Source organism: Kribbella swartbergensis (assembly GCF_054784135.1).
In genome coordinates, this window is record NZ_BAAGPM010000022.1 from 337,389 (window position 1) to 357,178 (window position 19,790).

Here is a 19,790-nt window from a genome sequence, read left to right on the forward strand (position 1 = left end):
CCTGTCACCTCGGCCCCCAGCCGGGCGCACGCCCGGTCATCACCAAAGCTAGTCAGGACCAGCCTGTGCACACGTCGTCCGCCAGGGTGATCGACCGCGTCATCCGCAGGACGGATCAGACCCGGTGCCAGCGGGTGAGCTTGGCCGGATTGAGGACGAGCCAGACCCGGGTGACGCTCGTCTCGTCGGCGGCCAGGACGATGACTGCCGTGGCCAGACCGGAACGGCGCAGCACGATGCTTAGCCGGCCGTTGACCTGCTCGAGGGTGAGTTCGGTGCCCGGGAGCAGAGTGCCGACGTACCGCGCGACGTCCGAGGCACCGTGGAGAGGGTGGAGTGGCGTCACCACCTGACCACCGCCGTCACTCACCAACTCCACGTCGACGGCGAGCAGGGTCCGCAGCATCTCTTGATCCCCTGCCGCACAGGCCGCGGCAAAGCGTCGTACGACGGTTTGCATCACCCGACGCGCCCGAGCTTCGCCGGATTCATCACCCAGTGGATCTGCTCGATGCCCTCGGTGGAGATGTCCAGCGACAGCACAGTGACTACCTGACCATCCCGCCGCAGCAGTGCACCAGGCCGGCCGTTGACAGACGCCGGCTCGACGTCGACACCGGGCCAGAACCGGGTGTGGAACGCCCGCAGGTACTTCGCCACCGTGTGCGCGCCGTGCACCGGGATCTTTGACGCACCGCGCATGCCCCCGCCGTCGGAGTAGCTGGTCACGTCCGCGGCGAACAACGACTCCAGCGCAGCGAGGTCGCCCTTCCTCGCTGCGCTGACGAACGCGTTGACGAGATTGCGCTGCTCAGCGCTGCTGACCGGCGCACGCCGCTCGCCGATGACCCGCTTGCGACTGCGGCTGACCAGCTGCCGCACCGCAGGTTCGCTGACCTGCAGGATCTCGGCGATCTGCGAGTACGGGTAGTCGAACGCCTCGCGCAGTACGTACGCCGCCCGCTCGTTCGGCGACAGGCGCTCCAGCAGGATCAGTACGGCGAACTCCAGCGCCTCGGCCCGTTCGGCGCCGAGATGTGGGTCCGCGCTGGTGTCGACCGGCTCTGGCAACCAGGGGCCGATGTACGTCTCCCGCCGTACCCGGGCCGACTGGGCGACGTTGATCGCGAGCCGGGTGGTCGCGGTCGCCAGGTACGCCGCCGGATTCGCGACGGTACTGCGGTCGGCGGCCTGCCAGCGCAGCCACACGTCCTGGACCAGGTCCTCGGCCTCGGTCGCACTGCTCAGCATCCGGTAGGCGATCCCGAACAGGCGCGGGCGAACCTGCGCGAACACCTGCAACGCCTCTTCGAGATCGTCCGTCACTTCACCCCTCGGTCGGACCCGTGCAGGAAGTCGCCGGAGCTCACGGCCGCCCCTCCGCCCATTCGTCGTAGTGGATCCGGCCAAGCGTCGCCTCGCCGATCGGGACCAGGCTCTCCTCGAGCAGCTCGCTGCCGAAGTACATCGCGTGCGTGTCGGTGACGACATCACGCTCGGGACAAGCCTTCCGGAAGAACTCGTCCATCCGGTACCGGTCCGGGCCGGCGATGTCGGTCCGTCCGTTCAGCGGCGCACCGACGGCGACCCGGGCGACGTTGTCGGCGACGTCGTCGCTCGCCATCGGCTGGAAGCTCACCGGCGCGATGTGGACCCGCCCGCTCTCGTCCGTGGCGAAGTCCGCGATCGCCTTGACGAACTCGAAGAACTGAGTGGCGTGCAGGATCGAGTAGGGCCTGCCGGACTGCTCGATCAGCTCCTCCTGCGCGATCTTGGCCCGGAAGTACGCGCTGGTCCGCATCCGCTCGGTACCGACGACGGACAACGCCACGTGATGGCCGACACCCGCCTCGGCCTCGGCGGCCAGCAGGTTCGTCGTGGAGGTGGTGAAGAAGTTCATCACCGCGGCCTCCTCGAAGGACGGCGAGTTCGAGACGTCGACGACCACCGCGGCACCGGCCAGCGCCTCGGCCAGGCCATCGCCGGTCAATGAGTTGACCCCCGTGTTCGGAGCGGCCGCGACGGCCTCGTGTCCGTGCGCCTCCAGCCGCCGTACCGTCTTCGAGCCAATCAGCCCGGTCCCGCCGATGACCACGATCTTCATGGTTGGCCTCTCCTGCCCTGGAGTACGCCGGTCGCACTCCTTCGCCAGCTAAGACAGGACACCCCTCACGCCTGTGACCGTTCCGCCAATCTGCTCGTCGGTCGCCGCGCCGGCTGCCGTCAGCCGGCCGGATCGTCTCCGGGCGTCACCAGTCCGCATTCGTAGGCGAAGACGACGGCCTGGACGCGGTCGCGGAGGCCGAGTTTGAGCAGGACCCGCGAGACGTGGGTCTTCACGGTGGCCTCGCCGACGTACAGCTGGCTTGCGATCTCGGTGTTGGTGAGACCGCGGGCGATCAGGCCGAGGACCTCGCGCTCGCGGTCGGTCAGCTCCGCGAGCAGGTCGGGACGGTAGACGCGTTCGCCGCCGCCGGTGAACCGTTTGATGACGCGGCGGGTCACCTCGGGGGCGAGCAGCGCGTGACCGGAGTGGACCACCTGGATCGCGTCGACGAGGTCTTCCGGCGCGGTGTTCTTCAGCAGGAATCCGCTGGCCCCGGCGCCGAGCGACTCGAACAGGTAGTCGTCCCGGTCGAACGTGGTCAGGATGACGACCTTGCCCGCGTCTGCCGCGACGATGCGCTGGGTCGCGGTTATCCCGTCCATCCCGGGCATCTGCACGTCCATCAGTACGACGTCCGGCCGCAACGTCAGCGCGAGTTCGATCGCCTTCTCGCCGTCCGCGGCCTCGCCGACGACCTCGATGTCGGGTTCGACCGACAGGATCATCCGGAACCCGGCCCGGACCAGGTCCTGGTCGTCCACCAGCAGCACCCGCATCGGGGCGGCGGTCTCACTCATCGGCGTCCACGCTTCGCTCGTTCACTGCGTCTCCTTGGCCAGCGGGCGGTTCTGCGGGTCGAGCGGAATCCGGACCCGGACCCGGAAGCCGCCGACCGGGCGGGGTCCGATCTCGGTCTCACCGCCGAGCAGACCGACCCTCTCACGGATGCCGACGTGACCGAGCCGGCTCCCGACCGGAGCGTGCTTGGGCCGGCCGTCGTCGATCACCTCCAGCTCGACCGAGTCGTCGAGATAACGCAGCGTGATGTGCGCACTGCGGGCGGTCGAGTGGCGCCGTACGTTGGTGAGTGCCTCCTGGGCGATCCGGTACACCGAGACCGACACCGTCTCCGGCAGCGGGACCGGCTGGCCGATCTGGTGGAAGCCGACCGACAGACCTTCGCCGTTCACGTCCGCGATCAGCGCGGGCAGCCGGTCGGCGCCGGCCTGCGGAGCCTTGGTGGCCGGCGAGTCGACGTCGAGGTCCGGATCGGCCGCGCGGAGCATGCCGAGGAGCTGGCGCATCTCGTTCACGGCGGTCCGGCTGGAGTCCTCGATCACGCTGAGCGCGTTCTTGGCCGCGTCCGGGTCGCTGTCCATCACGCGGCGGGCGCCGCCGGCCTGAACGCCGATGCTGCTGATGTGGTGGGCGACGACGTCGTGCAGCTCGCGGGAGATCCGCAGCCGCTCGTCGACCACCGCGCGCCGGGCGTTCGCCTCCTGCTGCGCGGCGAGTTCGGCCGCCTGCTGCTCCAGCTCGTACCGCTGCCGCGCGGTCCCCCACGCCGTACGTCCCCAGAAGTAGGCACCGAAGAAGTACAGGACGTTCAGGGCGAGGGTGAGCACCACGCTGGAGACGTACGGCGACAGCAGTGCGTCGTTGGCACCCTTGATCTCGTCGTTGCGCAGCGCCCGGACGAAGCCGAGCACCAGCCAGCTGAACATCCCGATGAAGACCACCCCCACGGTCGCCTTCATCAGCCGCCGGTCCCGCGCCCAGGCGACCGCCGCGTAGATCGCCATGAACTGCGTGGCCTGGGTGACCAGGTTGCTGGCGAAGGCGAACGTCGCCCGCTCCCCCGTCACCACGAACAACACCGACACCACCAGCAGCATCGGGATCGGCCAGCGGCGGCGGAAGCACAGCGGCAGCGCGACGGCCGCACTCAGCACGTACGGCTCGACCCCGCCGATGCCGAGATCGACCGGGTCCGGCGCCACCCCGCGGGCCAGCTCGGTGCCGATCACTCCCGCGACGGCCATCCCCAGCCCGAGCAGCAGGTCGTACTTCTTCTCCTTGGCCGTCGGCGCCGGCCGGATCCAGCCGCGCACGGTGGTCCCGGTCGCCGGCGGCGTCCCCGGTTCGGACACCTTCACTTCCCCGGTACGACGCTCCGCCGGGGACTCGGCCGTGGCTGACATAGTCCATCAGCCTACGGGCTGATAGCTCCTGTCTCGGGGACGCGTACCCTGGAGGGCGTGACGATCGCCCCAGAAGGACGGAAACTGCTCAGGCTCGAGGTGCGCAACGCGGAGACCCCGATCGAGCGCAAACCCGAGTGGATCAAGACCCGGGCGAAGATGGGCCCGGAGTACCAGGCATTGCAGAAGCTGGTGAAGTCCGAGCAGCTGCACACGGTCTGCCAAGAAGCCGGTTGTCCGAACATTTTCGAGTGCTGGGAAGACCGTGAGGCCACCTTCCTGATCGGCGGCGACCAGTGCACCCGGCGCTGTGACTTCTGCCAGATCGACACCGGCAAGCCGGAGGCGCTGGACCGCGACGAGCCGCGCCGGGTCGCCGAGTCGGTCCGGACCATGGGCCTGCGCTACGCCACCGTGACCGGTGTGGCCCGCGACGACCTGGACGACGGCGGTGCCTGGCTGTACGCCGAGACGATCCGCCAGATCCACGAGCTCAATCCCGGGACCGGCGTCGAGATGCTGGCACCCGACTTCAACGCCGTCCCCGAGCAGCTGGCCGAGGTGTTCTCGTCCCGGCCCGAGGTGTTCGCGCACAACGTCGAGACGGTGCCGCGGATCTTCCGCCGGATCCGGCCCGGGTTCCGCTACGAGCGGTCCCTGGACGTGATCACCCAGGCCCGCGACTACGGCCTGGTGACCAAGTCGAACCTGATCCTCGGCATGGGTGAGACCCGCGAGGAGGTCAGCCAGGCGCTGCGCGACCTGCACGACGCCGGCTGCGAGATCGTCACCATCACCCAGTACCTGCGCCCCTCGGTGCGGCACCACCCGGTCGAGCGGTGGGTCAGGCCGGAGGAGTTCGTCGAGTTGCAGGCCGAGGCCGAGGCGATCGGGTTCGCCGGAGTGATGTCCGGCCCGCTCGTGCGTTCGTCGTACCGGGCCGGTCGGCTGTACCGTCAGGCTGTGGAGTCGCGGATGCGGAACTCCGCGGCGACCCAGGCATAGCGGAACCAACGGACAAAGGTAGAGATGGCCAAGAACGACGCGCCCGCCGAGAAGACCAGCCGGCTCAAGCAGATCCGGTCGGCGTACAAGCTGACCAAGAAGTCCGACCCGACCGTCGGACTGGTGCTCGCCGGGATCTTCCTCGGCATCGTCGCCGTGTTCGTGGCGCTGGGGTTCTTCGTCGGCCCCCTGCTGGTCTGGATCCCGCTGGGTGTGGCGCTCGCGTTCCTGGTCACCACCGTCGTCTTCGGCCGCAAGGTGGAGAAGGCGGCGTACAGCCAGATCGAGGGCCAGGCCGGCGCCGCCGCGTCCGCGTTGCAGACGCTGCGCCGCGGCTGGAACGTGACGCCTGCGGTCGCGGTCACCAAGAACGCCGACATCGTGCACCGGGTGGTCGGCCGGCCGGGCATCGTGCTGGTCGGCGAGGGCCAGCCGAGCCGGGTGAAGAACCTGCTCGCCGCCGAGGTCAAGAAGCACAGCCGGGTGGCCGGTGGCGCCCCGGTGATCCAGATCATCGCCGGTCCGGGCGAGGGCGAGGTCGACATCCGCAAGCTGACCAAGCACGTGATGAAGCTGCCGGCCGCGCTGCAGCCGTCCGAGATCACCGACCTGCTGCAGCGGCTGAAGGCGCTGGACGCCGTCCGCCCGCAGGTGCCGATGCCGAAGGGCCCGGTGCCGACCAGCCTCAAGGGCGCCCGCCAGGCGATGAAGGGCCGCTGACCGGTCGAATCCGCTCGTCCTCGCTCGTCAACCAGGCTGGAAGACCGGACCGGCTGCTGCCGCACGGCGTCCTTCGGCCTGGCGCCCGACCTGAACTTCCAACGCCCGGCCCGACGGCAACCAGGTGATTTTCGGTCGGCGCGAGGGATGACCGCTCTCTCTGGGTGAGATGGCGGTAACCCGACGGGCTGCTCGGTAGTTGATCTGTCGTGACGTGGCACGGGAGTGCCTTCGTGTTGCGCTGTGGGGGTCGGGTCGGGCCTTAAGGTGCGACCAGGACGATCGAGACACGAGGTAGACGTACATGACGGATCTCTTGCCGGCCGTGGCCGCGCACCAGCCGGCGGCCGAGACCTGGCCCACGCTGGTCCGGCCGCGGTCGAACCCAGTACGCCGGGCCGGCGCGCTGGCCGCGATTCGTCTGATCGCCAAGGACCTGCCGGCCACGATCCACCTGGACAACCGCTCGTACGGTCTGGGCGGCCCGGCAATGCGGGTGCACCGGAGCGCGGCCTTCCTGGACCGGCTCGGACACGACGCCGGCTCCGGATTCGGCGAGGCGTACCTGGCCGGCGACTGGGACCCCGAGCCCGGGACCGACCTGGCCGACCTGCTGGTCCCGTTCGCCGAGCGGTTCAGCGACGAGGAGACCCGGCACCTGCTGCCGAAGTGGGCCCAGTCGCTGCGCTGGCTGGTGACCCGGTCGCAGCCGGCCGACCAGGAGAACGACCGGGCCGGCGCCCGGGAGAACGTCAGCCGGCACTACGACCTGAGCAACGCGATGTTCGCCGAGTTTCTCGACCCCACCATGACCTACTCGGCGGCGTACTTCGGTGATCCGGACCTGGGCACCAGCACGGCGGATCTCGCGACGGCGTCGTACGACGAACTGACCCGGGCGCAGCTGAACAAGCTGGACTCGATCCTGGACGCCGCCGGCGTGGTGCCCGGGTCCCGGGTGCTGGACATCGGCTGCGGCTGGGCGAGCCTGGCGATCCGGGCCGCGCAGCGCGGGGCCTGGGTGACCGCGATCACGATCGCCTCGCAGCAGGCCCTGCTGGCGCAGCGCAAGATCGCCGAGGCCGGCGTGGGTGACCGGGTGCAGGTCGCGCTGCGTGACTACCGCGACCAGATCGGCGAGTTCGACGCCGTGCTGAGTGTGGAGATGATCGAGGCGGTCGGCGAGAAGTACTGGCCGGTCTACTTCGACGCGATCGAGCGGCGGCTCGCGCCCGGCGGGGTCGCGGTGGTGCAGGCGATCGTGATGCCGCACGAGCGGATGCTGGCGACCCGGAACACCTTCACCTGGGTGCAGAAGTACATCTTCCCCGGCGGCCTGATCCCGTCGATCAAGGTGATCGAGGACATCACCGCCCGGCACACCGGCCTGCGGACCGAGGTGATCCGCCATCTCGGCGCCGACTACGCCCGGACGCTGCGGATCTGGCGGAACCGCTTCATCGAGCGCTGGCCGGCCATCGCCGGCCTGGGTTTCGACGACACGTTCCGCCGGATGTGGGAGTTCTACCTGGCCTACTCCGAGGCCGGCTTCCGGACCAGGTACCTGGACGACGTCCAGTTACGCCTGACCCGGCGCTGACGGCAGGCCTAGCGCCGGACGACGATCGTGTTCGCGGCCCGGTCGTGCAGGCCCCGGCGGTCGCGGTCGTAGACGACGGCGGGGATGACCAGGCAGAGCAGGAAGGACCGGATCGCACCCGCCAGCAGCCCCGGCTGTGACGTGTAACTCGTGCCGCCCCGGACCAGGATCACCCGCAGATTGCAGACGCGGTGGCCGATGGTGCCGCCGGCCAGACCGGTCAGGATCGCGCTCATCGCGAAGAACGTGACCAGCTGGGCGACGTTGTAGTCGTTGCCGCCTGCCCACATCGGCTTGGAGGTGATCGCGGAGGCCACCAGGCCCGCGATCAGCCAGTCCAGGAGCAGCGCGAGGATCCGGCGCCCCCAGCCCGCCGCGGAACCTGGACCGGCCTCGGGCAGCCCCAGCCGGTTGCCAGGGAACCGGAATTCTTGGGTGGGTCCTGTGCCGGGCTGCGCCGATGGTGCCATGATGGCTAGCCTACGGACACGGCCGGGACCCCAGCACAGTGGCTACTGCACAGCGGGCCGGGAGATCTCAGGCCGTAACCGGCGTACACCAGTGGGTCAGCGCGGACACGCTGGGCGTAACATCCGCGAAACATCAGGGTCACGACGGAGTAATCGGCAGGCCCTACGTTCAGATGCAATCTCTGAGCCACCCCGAGGAGTACGTATGTTTTCCAGCGCTGAGGAGCTGCTCGCCTACGTCAAGGACGAAGGCGTCGAGATCATCGACGTCCGGTTCTGCGACCTGCCGGGCATCATGCAGCACTTCACCGTCCCGGTGTCGTCGTTCGGCCCTGAGGTCTTCGAAGAGGGCCTGATGTTCGACGGTTCGTCGGTACGCGGGTTCCAGCAGATCCACGAATCGGACATGAAGCTGCTGCCCGACCCGACCACCGCCTTCGTCGACACGTTCCGCGGGACGAAGACGCTGGCCATCAACTTCTTCGTACACGACCCGCTGACCGGCGAGGCCTACAGCCGGGACCCGCGCAACATCGCCCGGAAGGCGCAGGAGTACCTGAAGTCGACCGGTATCGCGGATACCGCGTTCTTCGCCCCGGAAGCCGAGTTCTACGTCTTCGACGACGTCCGGTTCGAGACCAAGGCGAACACCGGCTACTACTCGATCGACTCGGTCGCCGGCGCCTGGAACACCGGCCGGATCGAGGACGGCGGAAACCGCGGCTACAAGGTCCGCTACAAGGGTGGCTACTTCCCCGTCGCGCCGACCGACCACTTCGGCGACCTGCGCGACGACATCACACTGAACCTCGAGCAGGCCGGCCTGATCGTCGAGCGGGCCCACCACGAGGTCGGCACCGCGGGCCAGGCGGAGATCAACTTCCGGTTCGACGAACTGCTGAAGTCCGCCGACAACGTGATGAAGTTCAAGTACATCGTCAAGAACACCGCCTGGGCGGCCGGCAAGACCGCGACCTTCATGCCGAAGCCGATCTTCGGTGACAACGGCTCCGGTATGCACTGCCACCAGTCGCTGTGGACCAATGGCGACCCGCTGTTCTACGACGAGTCCGGGTACGGCGGCCTGTCCGACGTGGCCCGCTGGTACATCGGCGGCCTGCTCAAGCACGCCCCGTCGCTGCTGGCGTTCACCAACCCGACGGTGAACTCCTACCACCGCCTGGTGCCGGGCTTCGAGGCGCCGGTCAACCTGGTGTACTCGCAGCGCAACCGGTCCGCCTGCATCCGGATCCCGATCACCGGCTCGAACCCGAAGGCGAAGCGGATCGAGTTCCGCTGCCCCGACCCGTCCGCCAACCCGTACCTGGCCTTCGCGGCCCAGCTGCTGGCCGGCCTGGACGGTGTCCGCAACAAGATCGAGCCGGCCGACCCGGTCGACAAGGACCTCTACGAGCTGCCGCCGGAGGAGCACGAGGGCATCGCCCAGGTCCCGACCTCGCTGCCGGCCGTGATCGACTCCCTCGAGGCCGACCACGCCTTCCTCCTCGAGGGCGACGTCTTCACCGAGGACCTGATCGAAACCTGGATCGACCTCAAGCGCGAGCAGGAAATCGCCCCCATCCAGCTCCGCCCCCACCCCCACGAGTTCGAGCTCTACTACGACGTCTGAGTTCGGCGCACTCTCACGGGAGCCGCATCCACTTCGGTGGATGCGGCTTTCGCTTTGACTGGGGCCGGTTGTTCGGCTTTCTCAGGAGCGGACGCCGCCGTCGACTGGGAGCACGGCGCCGGTGACGAAGGACGCCCGGTCGCTGAGCAGCCAGGCCGCGGCCTCGGCGATCTCCTCGGGCCGGGCTCCACGGCGCAGCGGCGCGGAGGCAGCGAGTCGTTCCTGCAGGCCAGGGCTGTGCTCCTCCCAGGCCTGGATCATCGCGGTCGCCGTGTTTCCGGGTGCGATGGCATTGACGCGGATGCCCTCCGGCCCATAGGTGACGGCTGCCGACTCGGTCAGGCTGTTGACCGCCCGCTTCATCGCGCCGTACGCCGGCAGCACGGGGTTGCCGCGCAAACTGCCGACGCTGGAATTGTTGACGATCGCCCCGGTGCGGGCGGTGGCGCGGATGGCCTCGACCTCCGCGGTCAGGGCGACCCAGGTGCCGCGGAAGTTCACTTCGTAGAGCAGGTCGAGGTCGGTCTGCGGAACCTGGTCGATGGGAAGCGGCGGGCTGATAGCCGCGCCGTTGTTGAATGCGATGTCGAGACGGCCGAACAGCTCGACGGTCCTGCTGACGGCGGCTCGTACCTGATCCGGATCCGCCAGGTCGCAGACGACGTACTCCGCTGTCCCGGCGGCCTCGTGGATCTCGTTCGTGACGGACTCGAGCTGGGACTCGGTCCGGGCGGCCAGCAGGACCGCCGCGCCTTCGCGGGCGAACAGGCGGGCCGCGGCCGCGCCGATTCCACGGCCGGCACCACTCACAAAGGCGACCTTGCCGGCCAGCAGGCCGATCGGGGGTTCAGTGCTTGTGTCCATGCTTCGAGCCTGAGCGCCGGTTCGGGGCTCAACCAGGCACCACAAGTACCTGGTTGAGCCGATGGGATTCCGCATACTCGACGTATGGACAGATCTGGTCTCGGCGCGTTCCTCCGCAGCAGGCGCGAGCGGATCAGGCCAGAGGACGTCGGCTTGCCCGCCGGCAGACGCCGCCGTACGCCGGGTCTGCGCCGGGAAGAGGTCGCGCACCTGGCGTTCATCTCCACCGAGTACTACACCCGGCTGGAGCAGGCGCGCGGACCACATCCGTCCCGCGAAGTGCTCGAGGGCCTGGCACGAGCACTCCGGCTGTCCGACGCGGAACGGGCTCATCTCCACCGTCTGGCCGACGTACCGCTTGCCGCGCCGCCCGGGCCGCCGATGGACGTCCGTCCGAGCATCTGGAACCTCGTGCAACGTTTGCCACTGGCCGCAGCCACCGTCATGTCGGCGGTGTACGACGTCCTCGCCTGGAACGACCTGGCAGCCGCCCTCATGGAGGACTTCTCGGCTGTCGCACCTCGCGACCGGAACCTGGCCCGCCGGGTCTTCCTCGAGCCGCCCACCGACGAGCGACGGCTGTTCGGCGTGTCCGACGCGGACGAGTTCGCGGTCTCGGTCGCCGCAGGTCTCCGCGCCGCCACCAGCCGGTATCCCGACTCACCTCAGGTGAACGACCTCGTCGCCGAACTCCTCGACGGAAGCGAGTACTTCGCCCGCCTGTGGGCGAGCGGAGACGTCGATCCGCCGAGGATCCTGCGCAAGACCTTCCAGCATCCGGTGGTCGGGCCGGTCACTGTCAACTGCGACGTCCTCAACGTCGCCGACCGCGACCAGCACGTCGTGATCTACACGGCCGACCCGGGCTCGTCCGCCGAGGAAGCCCTCCGCCTTCTATCGGTCGTCGGTACGCAACGGATGGACGTCAACGACTGAGCATCAGCCGGTGTACGTCGCGGTGACGTGGGAGACGCGGCCGCCCCAGCCGTCGTTGGGGAAGGAGTCGGCGATGCGGACGTAGCCGGCCTTGTCGGGGCCGAGGTACGGCGTCAGGTCGAACGTCCGGGCCGCCCTGTTCTCACCGTCGCGGATCTCCCGCGTCTCCGTGGCGACCGTGGTCCACTGCCGACCGTCGCCACTGACCTGGACGACGAACTGGTTGTCGATCGTCAGCGTCACGGCAGCCGTGGTGGTGTCTGACGGGAACGGGAAGCGGTAGACGAAGTACGAGTACCCGTCGGCGAAGCGGTTCTGGACGCCGTTGCTCTGTGAGCCGTCCGCGTCCCACAGCCACGGGATTTCCGCCGCCGTACCGGTGTCGAAGTCGACGGTGTGTGCCACCAGGACGTCGGACCGCGTGCTGAACGACAGGTGCCGACCGGACGTCGCCGTCGCGGTCACCGAGTAGCGACCATCCGGCGTCCCGGCTGGAATCGCCACGTCGAGCTCGACGGTCGTTTGCACCGGTACGGCGTTCCCGTTCGGACGAAGCGTCACGGTTGACCGCGCCGGTGTCACGGTCCAGCCCGCTGGTCCCGCGGCCTGCACCTCGACCTCGAGCGGCTGGCCCACCGGTCCGGTCGCTTGGACCCCGACCTCGAGCTTCACGTGGGTCGCACTGCCGGTCGCCGGCATCACCACCGGTTGGGCGGGCTTCATGGTCGCCGACAGCGAGCGCACCGGCGGCGGCGCCGGTACGGCGGCGATCAGCGCACTGAGCGCACTGGCCTGGGTCCGCCAGTCGAAGACGTTCGGACGATCCTGGCTGGTCGTGCCGGCCCACCGCAGGCCGAGTCGTCCGGCCGCATCGCGGTCGTGATCCCAGACGGTGGCTGCCTGCTGGGCTTCGAAGGCGACGTACCCAGGGTTGTGGGTGGTGTCGGTGAGGTCCATCCAGTACCGCATGAAGATGCCCTTGAACTGCTTCTGGTTGTCGTCGCAGGAACGGCCCGGCGCCTCACACCATTCGGTCAGGACGCCGTTCGAGACCAGTCCCCCGGTGCCGATGGCCGAGTCGGCCAGGCGCCGTACGGTGGTCAGCAGCTGCGGGTCCCGGGTCGCCCGCCACAGCTCGAGGCCGGCACCGATCGCCAGGCCCTGGTTGTAGGTCCACACCGTGTCGTTGTTGCTCTGGCAGGTGCTGGTGTTCAGGCCGTCGTTCACCAGGCCGTCGGAGTTGATCATCCCGCTCGCCGTGAACCAGTTCCATCCTTGCTGCGCGCGGCCGAGCCAGTGCCGGTCACCGGGGATCCTGTTGTGCAGCTCGGCAGTCAGGCGGACCCACAGGCCGTTGGTGACGGCGTTCTTGTACGTCCGCTCGGCGTCCCACCAGACTCCACCGCCGCAGGTGTCGTCCCAGTAGTCCTCGACGTACTCCGCGATCGTGACCGCCATGTCGAGGTACTTGCGATTCTTCGTCAGGTCGTAGGCCTGGATCCAGGTCAGGCCCCACCACTCGGAGTCGTCGATGGCGCGGCTGGTGAAGTTGCCGAGCAGCGGGTCCCCCGACAGGTATCCCGCCGGGAACACGCCCTTGTTCTTCTCGAACGTGAGGTCGAGCTGCGGCAGGTAGCGCCGGTCGCCGGTGCGCTGCATGTAGTCGCCGATCGTCTGCAGAGCGACGGCCGAGTTCCACCAACTGGAGGGGAACCAGGCCTTCACCGGATCGTAGGAACTCATCAGGACGTCGGCGGCGACCCGTGCCCGCGCGGTCGCGGTGGCGCCGGCGGCGGGTCCTGATTCGGCAGCGGCGGCGGGTGGCGACACCAGCCCGAGGGCCAGCGTGACCGCGCCGGCCAGAAAGGCGCACACCGTGCGCGCGGGACGATTCACGAGCATGACCGGATCTCCTCGATTGCTTCGTGGCGGTTCGGCGGACCGAGGTTGGAAACGTTTCACCGACTCTCGAGCCAGTATCGTCCCCGTCCCCGACAACGATGTCAATGCCCCAGCCGCGACAGCCCTCGGGTCCCACTGACCGATCTGCGAGACGCCCAAAGTCGACTAATCGAATGAACTTAAGCTGATTTGTATGACTTTTCTCTGGTACATCCCGAACCAGGTCGACCCGGGGCACCGCGGGGACGACGCCGTCCAGGGACACAACAGCATCGAGCGCCTGACCGAGCTGGCCCGGCTCACCGAGGACCACGGCTGGGCCGGCGCGCTGATCGGCACCGGGTGGGGCCGGCCCGACACGTTCACGGTCGCGACCGCACTGGCCGCGCGGACGACGACCTTCCGGCCACTGGCCGCGATCCGGCCCGGATACTGGCAGCCCGCCCACTTCGCATCCGCCGCGAGCACGCTCGACCAGCTGACCGGCGGGCGGTTGCTGATCAACATCGTCTCCGGTCAGGACAACCTCGCCGCGTACGGCGACAGCGAGGGCGACCAGCCACAGCGGTATGCGCGGACCAAGGAGTTCCTGCAACTGGTACGGCGGTTGTGGACCGAGGAGGACGTGACCTACGAAGGTGAGTACTTCTCGGTCAGCGGATCCACGGTCGCGACGCGTCCCCTCGTACGGGAAGGCCGTCCGCATCCGCGGCTGTATTTCGGTGGCGCGTCGGACGCCGCCCAGCGAGTGGCCGCGACGGATGCCGACGTACAGCTGTTCTGGGGTGAACCGCTGGACGGGATCGCCGAGCGGATCAGCCGGCTGCGAGCGCTGGAGTCGGAGCTCGGCCGGGAGCATCCGCCGCTCGAGTTCGGCCTGCGGATCACCACGCTCGTCCGCGACACCACCGAGGAGGCGTGGGCGGACGCGGACGCGAAAGTCGCGAAGATGGCCGAGGCGCAGGGCTCACGGGATCCCCGGTGGTTCAAGGCGGTCGGTCAGCAACGGCTCGTGGACCTGGCCGAACGCGGCGAGGTGCTGGACGACAACCTCTACACCGCACCGGGCAAGTACGGCGGAGGCGGTGCCGGTACGACGTGGCTCGTCGGCTCCCCCGACGACGTCGCCAAGTCGCTCCGCCGGTACCGCGACCTCGGCATCACCCACTTCATCCTCTCCGACACCCCGTACCGCGAAGAAACCATCCGCATCGGCGATAAGCTGCTCCCCCTCCTGTCCGACGCCTGAGCGAGTTCGGGGAGGGAGCGGTCCGGCATCAAGATGCTCTTCTCGCTTGACGATCGCATGCCGAGTGTGATCGGTTGATTACCGAGCGCCAACGGTGGGTATGCGGTGCTCGTGAGGCATGTGAGGAGCAGGTGATGGTCGAGTATCTGCCGCGGTCCGCCTGGAACGCGCGGCCGCCGAACGGTGGGCCGGGCAACCTGACGGTCTCCCGGGTCCAGGGCGCGGTGATCCACTGGCCCGGGACCGGATCGACGAGCGTCATCCACAGCCGGGCCGCGGTCGCGTCCGCGCTGCGCGGCTGGCAGAACTACCACATGGACCAGCGGGGCTGGTCGGACATCGCGTACCAGGTCGCGGTCGACCAGGCCGGCCGTGCCTGGACGCTGCGCGGCCTGCGCACGCAGTCCGGTGCCAACGGCAACAACGATCTGAACGAGCGGTACGGCGCGATCCTGCTGATCCTGGTCACCGGCGAGCAACCGACCGCCGCCATGAAGGCGACCACCCGCGGGGTGATCGCCGACTTCCGCCGCATCTATCCCCGCGGTACGGCGATCCGGCCGCACTCCGCGGTCCGGCCGGACGGCACCGACTGTCCCGGCCCCGCAGCCCGGGCGGCACTCGCCCGCGGCGAGTTCACCCCTGGCTACGTGGAGGACGATTTGCCGTACACACAAGCTCAGATCAGGGCCATGATCCAGGCCGAGATCGAGGAGTACATGAAGCGGTTCTGGGCCGCTCCCACCGGCACCGGAACCGCGCTCCGCAAACAGCTGAACCGCATCGAGGCCTCCGTCTCCCGCGCGGCGATCGCCGAGGACGCAGGTCTCGACCAGCCCCTGGTACCGGACGCACCACCGACGCCCGATCCGGACCAGCCGGCGGACGGCCGCGCGGAGTCAGGAGCCGAGCCGGAGCCGAATCCGGCCCCGCAGCAGTAACACGTTTGCTGACAGCAACCTTCAGCGTCCTGCGGCCTTGAGCACCCGCAGGGCGTTGAGGGTGATCATCTCGTTCGGCCCACTGCGCCCCCAGTCGACGACTTCCGGCATACGGTCACTCCCCGGCGGGTTCCACCACTGCTGTCCGGCGTGCCAACGCCCATCAGGCCGTCGCCGCCGCTCCAACTCGTTCAGCGCGTCATCGGCCCGCTCGTCCGGCAGCAGTCCGAGCCGCGACAACACCAGCAGCGCTTGCAGGATGTCGTAGTGCCAGTACGGCGGATAGCTCGGCCGCAGCCACCTCTTGTTGATGACCTCCCCTGTCGAGAGGCTCCGGAACACCCGGTGCTCCAGGAACAACTCCCCAGCGCGTACGGCGGCATCGCGCGCAGCCGTATCGCCCGTGGCCCGGTGGTACTCGTGTAGGCCCCACGCAGCCGCATGTGTCTCGTGGAACGACGAACGCCGACCGGATGCATTGCGGTCGCAGTTCCAGCCGCCGTCGGGCCACTGCCACTCCAGCAGTCCCTCCGCCAGTTGCTGCACCCGTGGATCGCCTGCCATCCCCAGTCGGCTGCAGGCCGCCAGCGTGTTCCCTTCGATCGAGCCACAGCGTCGTACCAGTCCGTCTACGACACTCACACCGTGCCGGAGGGACCGCATCACCTCGGCCAGGTCGTACTCCGCAGCCGCCACCGCCCGTGGCTCGCCCGCCGGCACCTCCAGCTCCACCAGCGACACAATCCGCCAGTGCGCCCCGGTCCACTTCCGGTAAGCCCGCTTGTCCCCACATGCGCCGTCGAGCAATGCCTGCACCTTCGGTCCGGTCAGCGCGTCCTCGCCATGCGGCTCCCCCACCAGATCCCGCCGTGCCATCCCCCGCACCGCCGGCTCATCCGACTCGAGCAACCAACTCACCGCATCCATCCGCCCATTCTGTGTCGGTGGGCACTGATTGGGTAGGCCCGTGGACATCACTGAGTTGTCGGAGCGGCTGGAGAAGTTGTCGGTGCGGTATGGCGAGGTGCTTGGGTTCGAGCGGGATCCGGACTGGTTTCTGCTCAAGTTGCAGGAGGAGATGGGCGAGTTGACCCAGGCGTACCTCCAGCACACCGGACGCGCGCGCAGCAAGGGTCAGACCACTGACCAGATCCGCGACACGTTCCATCAGGAGTTCGCCGATGTCTTTTGCCAGCTTCTCCTGCTTGCGCGACAACACGATGTCGACCTGCCTCGGGAGATCGAGCGCAAGTGGCTCGCCCACGAGCCCTAATCGGTCTTCGGACGCACGGCGAACATGACGGCCAGGACGAAGGACGAGATCAGGAGGACCCACAGCGGGCTGAGGCCGAGGAGGACTGGGGCCAGGCAGAGGAGGAGCAGGTCGAAGCCGCGGACGGGCTGGGAGAACATCCCGGGTGGGATGGCGCCCATCGGCGAGGCGATCAACGGGCCCGCGTACGACGGGGGCCGGGCGGAGGCCTGGCGGACGGCGCCGGCGATGATGCCGGCGGCGACGGCGAACGTGCTCGCGCCGTCGGACAGAGCCGGAAACGCCAGGGCGCACCACAACGCGGTGAAGGCGGCCGGGACGACTGCCATGATCACCCGAAGCTCGCGGAGGTCCATACCGAGTGCCCTGACCAGGCCGGTCGAGCGGCACACCGACCTCAACCCGTCCATCAAGGGGCGTACGGCGACGAAGCCGGCGAATGCGGCCGCCACTGGCACGAGCACCTGGAAACCGACGCCTGCGACGGCGTACGGGACGATCAGCAGGGCGAACCCGATCACCAATCGCCGCGGCCAGCGCAGGATTCGCAAGAACTCCCGATGCACCAGAGCGGCGCCGCGCGACCCTCGACCCCGCCGGGACCGAGCCCGGCCCTTCAACCGCCAGTGCCGACCCGCGACCACGTCGGCGAGCATGCTGATGTCGAGGCTGCTCGCGGCCCCGGCCAGCCCGGCCAGCAGTTCACCGCCCGCGACGACAGTGGTCCGGTTCAGCTTCGTCAGCGTCCGCGCGGTCACGATCACGACCACCAGAACCACGCCCAGGCAGATCAGCCCGATCACCAGTAAGCGCGTCTGCTCAGGCGTGAGCACCGTGTCCGATCCCGGAGGAGCCAACTCGGAGATCACGACGTCACCGGCCCGAGCCTCGCCAGGCTCGGGCCGGGCGGCCAGCCACACCGCCGGGACCGCAGCGGCGACCAGCAACAGGTCGGCGACTCGGAGCGTCCATTTGGTACGTGCCGGCGATTGCTGGGCCCAGACCGTCAAACACGCGACGCAGACCAGCAAGGAGACGGTCAGCATCGACGTCTCCCCGATCGCCATCAACGGCCACCCGAGCAGCGTCCAGGCGATCATCGACGCCAGCAGACCGGTCACCGCCACGACGACGATCATCGTCCGGTACGCCGGCCGGAGCAGAGCCTTCCGGTCGACGGGAGTCGCGAGCAGCCAGAAGCCCGCGGCCCTCGACGCCGACACGGGCCCGACGCTCAACAGCATTCTCAGCGTCGTTGCCACCAGCAACGGCAGGAGGATCCAGGGCAGGTAGTACGTCAGCTCCTGACAGGACCACGAGGTGCACCGGGCAGCGTTCTCGTTGAGTTGACGCAACAGGTTGCCGCCGCTGGCACCGGCCATGGCGAGGGTGAAGACGACCAGGTAGACGTTCTCGAACATCTGCCAGAACGACCGGTCCGCGTGGCGGCGGCGGGTTTGGCGCATCCAGGCGCGCAGCGATCGCGGCGACGGGATCGCGCCGAAGTCGGCCGGGTCGAACTCGACCGGCCCGTCCGCCGCACTCATGGCAGCGGTGTCAGCGTGACGACGGAGTCGGCGACGGCCTCGACCAGCGACGGGTCGTGGCTGGCGAAGAGGATCGACGTACCGGACCTCTTCTCCTCGATCAGGCGGTCCGACAGCCACTGCACGCCGTCGGTGTCCAGCCGCGCCTCGGGTTCGTCGAGGACCATCAGCTTGCGCGGCCGGACCAGTGTCGTCGCCAGCGCGAGGCGTCGACGCTGACCCGAGGACAGGGATCCCGGCAGCTGGTCGGCGGCCGGGAGCAGCCCGATCGCGTCGAGGGTGGTGTCGACCAGATCCTCCGGCGACGGATTGCCGTGGGCGCGGGCCAGCAGGTCGAGGTGTTCGGCCGCGGTCAGGTCCGGGAAGAAGTCGAGGTCGTCGAGCAGCGTGGCGACGTCGCGCCGGACCGCCTCGGCCCGTTCGTCGATCGGCACGCCGTCGAGCAGGATCGACCCCGCGGCCGGTTCGGCCGAGCCGACGATGCACTTGAGCACGGTCGTCTTGCCGGCCCCGTTCGGGCCGACCAGCGCGATCGCCTCACCGGCGGTCAGGGTGAAGGTCAGGCCTTCGATCACCGGGCGGTCGCCGTACCTGTGCTGCAACTCCTGCACGCTCAGCCGAGCCGCGGCCAGACTCACTTCTTGCGGACCAGGGTGAGCCCGTCGCCGATGCCGAGGATGACCACGTCGACCCGGTCGTCCTTGGCGATGTGTGCGTTGAACTCCTTGCGGTCCGCCGGACCGTCCGGGGCGACCACGCTGCCGCCGGCCAGCGTGTTGTCGAACAGCATCAGCCCGTTCGGCCGGATCAGCGGCACCAGGCGCTCGAAGTAGTCGACGTACCCCGGCTTGTCCGCGTCCACGAAGGCCAGGTCGAACGAGCCGTCCAGCGCGGCGGCCAGCTCGTGCCCGTCGCCGATCCGTAGCTCGATCTTCGCCGCGACGCCGGCCCGCTCCCAGTACCGGCGGCCGATCGAGGTCCACTCCTCGCTCGCGTCCAGGCAGATCAGCTGCCCGTCGTCCGGCAGTCCGCGGGCGATCGCCAGCGCGGAGAAGCCGGTGAAGGTGCCGATCTCGACCGCCCGGCGCGCGGAGACCAGCCGGGTCAGCGTGGTCAGCAGCGCCGCCTGGTCGGCGGTGGTCAGCATCCTGGACACGTCGCCGAGCTGCCGGGTCTCGGCGACCAGGTCGGCGGCGATCTCGTCCAGCGGCATCCCGTGCGCGACCATGTAGTCGTGCAATTCGTCGGTCACCAGCACCTGATTGCCCATCGAATCCCGCCTCCTGTGTATTAGATCGGTCGCCTGTAGTCTCTATGGGTTGCCCGCACGCCGCACACCCACCCC

Annotated in this window: 20 protein-coding genes; 8 read left to right on the forward strand and 12 right to left on the reverse strand. The window is 68.9% G+C overall.

Annotation, left to right across the window (positions count from 1 at the left end; translation table 11 throughout):
- Positions 1-115 precede the first annotated feature (115 nt).
- The 5 genes from ACYVOK_RS20150 to ACYVOK_RS20170 form a co-directional block, all read right to left on the reverse strand.
- Complete coding sequence (locus tag ACYVOK_RS20150; protein WP_460664018.1) at positions 116-406, reverse strand: hypothetical protein; 291 nt, start codon at positions 404-406, stop codon at positions 116-118.
- A 53-nt stretch (positions 407-459) separates the two neighbouring features.
- Positions 460-1,326, reverse strand: a complete 867-nt coding sequence (locus ACYVOK_RS20155; protein WP_460664019.1) for an RNA polymerase sigma-70 factor — start codon at positions 1,324-1,326, stop codon at positions 460-462.
- A gap of 40 nt (positions 1,327-1,366) precedes the next feature.
- Complete coding sequence (locus ACYVOK_RS20160) at positions 1,367-2,104, reverse strand: SDR family oxidoreductase (RefSeq protein ID WP_460664020.1); 738 nt, start codon at positions 2,102-2,104, stop codon at positions 1,367-1,369.
- Positions 2,105-2,223: 119 nt separating this feature from the next.
- Complete coding sequence (locus tag ACYVOK_RS20165; RefSeq protein WP_460664021.1) at positions 2,224-2,904, reverse strand: response regulator; 681 nt, start codon at positions 2,902-2,904, stop codon at positions 2,224-2,226.
- 21 nt (positions 2,905-2,925) lie between these two features.
- Positions 2,926-4,308 carry a sensor histidine kinase gene (locus ACYVOK_RS20170; RefSeq protein ID WP_460664022.1) on the reverse strand — a complete coding sequence of 461 codons (1,383 nt, stop codon included), beginning with the start codon at positions 4,306-4,308 and terminating at the stop codon, positions 2,926-2,928.
- A gap of 57 nt (positions 4,309-4,365) precedes the next feature.
- Here ACYVOK_RS20170 and lipA point away from each other — a divergent pair, with 57 nt between their 5' ends.
- From lipA to ACYVOK_RS20185, 3 genes are all read left to right on the forward strand, one after another.
- On the forward strand, positions 4,366-5,313 hold the full coding sequence (lipA, locus tag ACYVOK_RS20175; protein WP_460664023.1) for a lipoyl synthase: 948 nt from the start codon (positions 4,366-4,368) through the stop codon (positions 5,311-5,313).
- Positions 5,314-5,337: 24 nt separating this feature from the next.
- Positions 5,338-6,033, forward strand: a complete 696-nt coding sequence (locus tag ACYVOK_RS20180; protein WP_460664024.1) for a DUF4191 domain-containing protein — start codon at positions 5,338-5,340, stop codon at positions 6,031-6,033.
- A 304-nt stretch (positions 6,034-6,337) separates the two neighbouring features.
- Entirely contained in the window at positions 6,338-7,633 is a 1,296-nt protein-coding gene (locus ACYVOK_RS20185) for a class I SAM-dependent methyltransferase (RefSeq protein ID WP_460664025.1), read from the forward strand.
- Between the two features lie 8 nt (positions 7,634-7,641).
- On the opposite strand, the gene ACYVOK_RS20190 is transcribed toward ACYVOK_RS20185, so the two are convergent.
- The gene (locus tag ACYVOK_RS20190; RefSeq protein WP_460664026.1) at positions 7,642-8,103 is read right to left on the reverse strand and encodes an RDD family protein; all 462 of its coding nucleotides are present in this window, start codon (positions 8,101-8,103) and stop codon (positions 7,642-7,644) included.
- A 205-nt stretch (positions 8,104-8,308) separates the two neighbouring features.
- On the opposite strand from ACYVOK_RS20190, the gene glnA reads away from it, so the two are divergent.
- Entirely contained in the window at positions 8,309-9,733 is a 1,425-nt protein-coding gene (glnA, locus tag ACYVOK_RS20195) for a type I glutamate--ammonia ligase (RefSeq protein WP_460664027.1), read from the forward strand.
- Positions 9,734-9,814: 81 nt separating this feature from the next.
- Here glnA and ACYVOK_RS20200 read toward each other — a convergent pair whose 3' ends face one another.
- Complete coding sequence (locus ACYVOK_RS20200) at positions 9,815-10,597, reverse strand: SDR family NAD(P)-dependent oxidoreductase (RefSeq protein ID WP_460664028.1); 783 nt, start codon at positions 10,595-10,597, stop codon at positions 9,815-9,817.
- Positions 10,598-10,681: 84 nt separating this feature from the next.
- On the opposite strand from ACYVOK_RS20200, the gene ACYVOK_RS20205 reads away from it, so the two are divergent.
- Complete coding sequence (locus ACYVOK_RS20205) at positions 10,682-11,533, forward strand: helix-turn-helix transcriptional regulator (RefSeq protein ID WP_460664029.1); 852 nt, start codon at positions 10,682-10,684, stop codon at positions 11,531-11,533.
- 3 nt (positions 11,534-11,536) lie between these two features.
- Here ACYVOK_RS20205 and ACYVOK_RS20210 read toward each other — a convergent pair whose 3' ends face one another.
- The gene (locus tag ACYVOK_RS20210) at positions 11,537-13,435 is read right to left on the reverse strand and encodes a glycoside hydrolase family 76 protein (protein WP_460664030.1); all 1,899 of its coding nucleotides are present in this window, start codon (positions 13,433-13,435) and stop codon (positions 11,537-11,539) included.
- A gap of 193 nt (positions 13,436-13,628) precedes the next feature.
- Between ACYVOK_RS20210 and ACYVOK_RS20215 the strand changes: the two genes are divergently transcribed.
- Together ACYVOK_RS20215 and ACYVOK_RS20220 are read left to right on the forward strand one after the other, a co-directional pair.
- On the forward strand, positions 13,629-14,684 hold the full coding sequence (locus ACYVOK_RS20215) for an LLM class flavin-dependent oxidoreductase (RefSeq protein WP_460664031.1): 1,056 nt from the start codon (positions 13,629-13,631) through the stop codon (positions 14,682-14,684).
- Between the two features lie 134 nt (positions 14,685-14,818).
- Positions 14,819-15,625 carry a peptidoglycan recognition protein family protein gene (locus tag ACYVOK_RS20220; protein ID WP_460664032.1) on the forward strand — a complete coding sequence of 269 codons (807 nt, stop codon included), beginning with the start codon at positions 14,819-14,821 and terminating at the stop codon, positions 15,623-15,625.
- Positions 15,626-15,646: 21 nt separating this feature from the next.
- Here the strand turns inward: ACYVOK_RS20220 and ACYVOK_RS20225 are convergent, their stop codons facing one another.
- The gene (locus ACYVOK_RS20225; RefSeq protein ID WP_460664033.1) at positions 15,647-16,552 is read right to left on the reverse strand and encodes a hypothetical protein; all 906 of its coding nucleotides are present in this window, start codon (positions 16,550-16,552) and stop codon (positions 15,647-15,649) included.
- A 40-nt stretch (positions 16,553-16,592) separates the two neighbouring features.
- Between ACYVOK_RS20225 and ACYVOK_RS20230 the strand changes: the two genes are divergently transcribed.
- Positions 16,593-16,898, forward strand: coding sequence for a pyrophosphatase (locus tag ACYVOK_RS20230; protein ID WP_460664034.1), 306 nt, complete (start codon positions 16,593-16,595; stop codon positions 16,896-16,898).
- On the opposite strand, the gene ACYVOK_RS20235 is transcribed toward ACYVOK_RS20230, so the two are convergent.
- From ACYVOK_RS20235 to ACYVOK_RS20245, 3 genes are read right to left on the reverse strand one after another with little or no spacing between them, the layout of a single operon-like run.
- The gene (locus ACYVOK_RS20235) at positions 16,895-18,445 is read right to left on the reverse strand and encodes a DUF6297 family protein (RefSeq protein ID WP_460664035.1); all 1,551 of its coding nucleotides are present in this window, start codon (positions 18,443-18,445) and stop codon (positions 16,895-16,897) included. The genes ACYVOK_RS20230 and ACYVOK_RS20235 overlap by 4 nt on opposite strands.
- Entirely contained in the window at positions 18,442-19,083 is a 642-nt protein-coding gene (locus ACYVOK_RS20240; RefSeq protein ID WP_460664036.1) for an ABC transporter ATP-binding protein, read from the reverse strand. Before ACYVOK_RS20240 ends, ACYVOK_RS20235 begins: the two co-directional genes overlap by 4 nt.
- Entirely contained in the window at positions 19,080-19,715 is a 636-nt protein-coding gene (locus tag ACYVOK_RS20245) for an O-methyltransferase (protein WP_460664037.1), read from the reverse strand. The genes ACYVOK_RS20240 and ACYVOK_RS20245 overlap by 4 nt, the downstream gene beginning before the upstream one ends.
- Positions 19,716-19,790: the final 75 nt, after the last annotated feature.

Excerpts from the sequence above, each read along its gene's own strand:
- ACYVOK_RS20215 (WP_460664031.1), top strand. The coding sequence starts at position 13,629 with ATGACTTTTCTCTGGTACATCCCGAACCAGGTCGACCCGGGGCACCGC.
- ACYVOK_RS20185 (WP_460664025.1), top strand. The coding sequence starts at position 6,338 with ATGACGGATCTCTTGCCGGCCGTGGCCGCGCACCAGCCGGCGGCCGAG.
- ACYVOK_RS20205 (WP_460664029.1), top strand. The coding sequence starts at position 10,682 with ATGGACAGATCTGGTCTCGGCGCGTTCCTCCGCAGCAGGCGCGAGCGG.
- ACYVOK_RS20190 (WP_460664026.1), bottom strand. The coding sequence starts at position 8,103 with ATGGCACCATCGGCGCAGCCCGGCACAGGACCCACCCAAGAATTCCGG.
- ACYVOK_RS20210 (WP_460664030.1), bottom strand. The coding sequence starts at position 13,435 with ATGCTCGTGAATCGTCCCGCGCGCACGGTGTGCGCCTTTCTGGCCGGC.
- ACYVOK_RS20200 (WP_460664028.1), bottom strand. The coding sequence starts at position 10,597 with ATGGACACAAGCACTGAACCCCCGATCGGCCTGCTGGCCGGCAAGGTC.
- ACYVOK_RS20220 (WP_460664032.1), top strand. The coding sequence starts at position 14,819 with ATGGTCGAGTATCTGCCGCGGTCCGCCTGGAACGCGCGGCCGCCGAAC.
- ACYVOK_RS20180 (WP_460664024.1), top strand. The coding sequence starts at position 5,338 with ATGGCCAAGAACGACGCGCCCGCCGAGAAGACCAGCCGGCTCAAGCAG.
- ACYVOK_RS20235 (WP_460664035.1), bottom strand. The coding sequence starts at position 18,445 with ATGAGTGCGGCGGACGGGCCGGTCGAGTTCGACCCGGCCGACTTCGGC.
- ACYVOK_RS20170 (WP_460664022.1), bottom strand. The coding sequence starts at position 4,308 with ATGTCAGCCACGGCCGAGTCCCCGGCGGAGCGTCGTACCGGGGAAGTG.
- ACYVOK_RS20165 (WP_460664021.1), bottom strand. The coding sequence starts at position 2,904 with ATGAGTGAGACCGCCGCCCCGATGCGGGTGCTGCTGGTGGACGACCAG.
- ACYVOK_RS20225 (WP_460664033.1), bottom strand. The coding sequence starts at position 16,552 with ATGGATGCGGTGAGTTGGTTGCTCGAGTCGGATGAGCCGGCGGTGCGG.
- glnA (WP_460664027.1), top strand. The coding sequence starts at position 8,309 with ATGTTTTCCAGCGCTGAGGAGCTGCTCGCCTACGTCAAGGACGAAGGC.
- ACYVOK_RS20150 (WP_460664018.1), bottom strand. The coding sequence starts at position 406 with ATGCTGCGGACCCTGCTCGCCGTCGACGTGGAGTTGGTGAGTGACGGC.
- ACYVOK_RS20160 (WP_460664020.1), bottom strand. The coding sequence starts at position 2,104 with ATGAAGATCGTGGTCATCGGCGGGACCGGGCTGATTGGCTCGAAGACG.
- ACYVOK_RS20245 (WP_460664037.1), bottom strand. The coding sequence starts at position 19,715 with ATGGGCAATCAGGTGCTGGTGACCGACGAATTGCACGACTACATGGTC.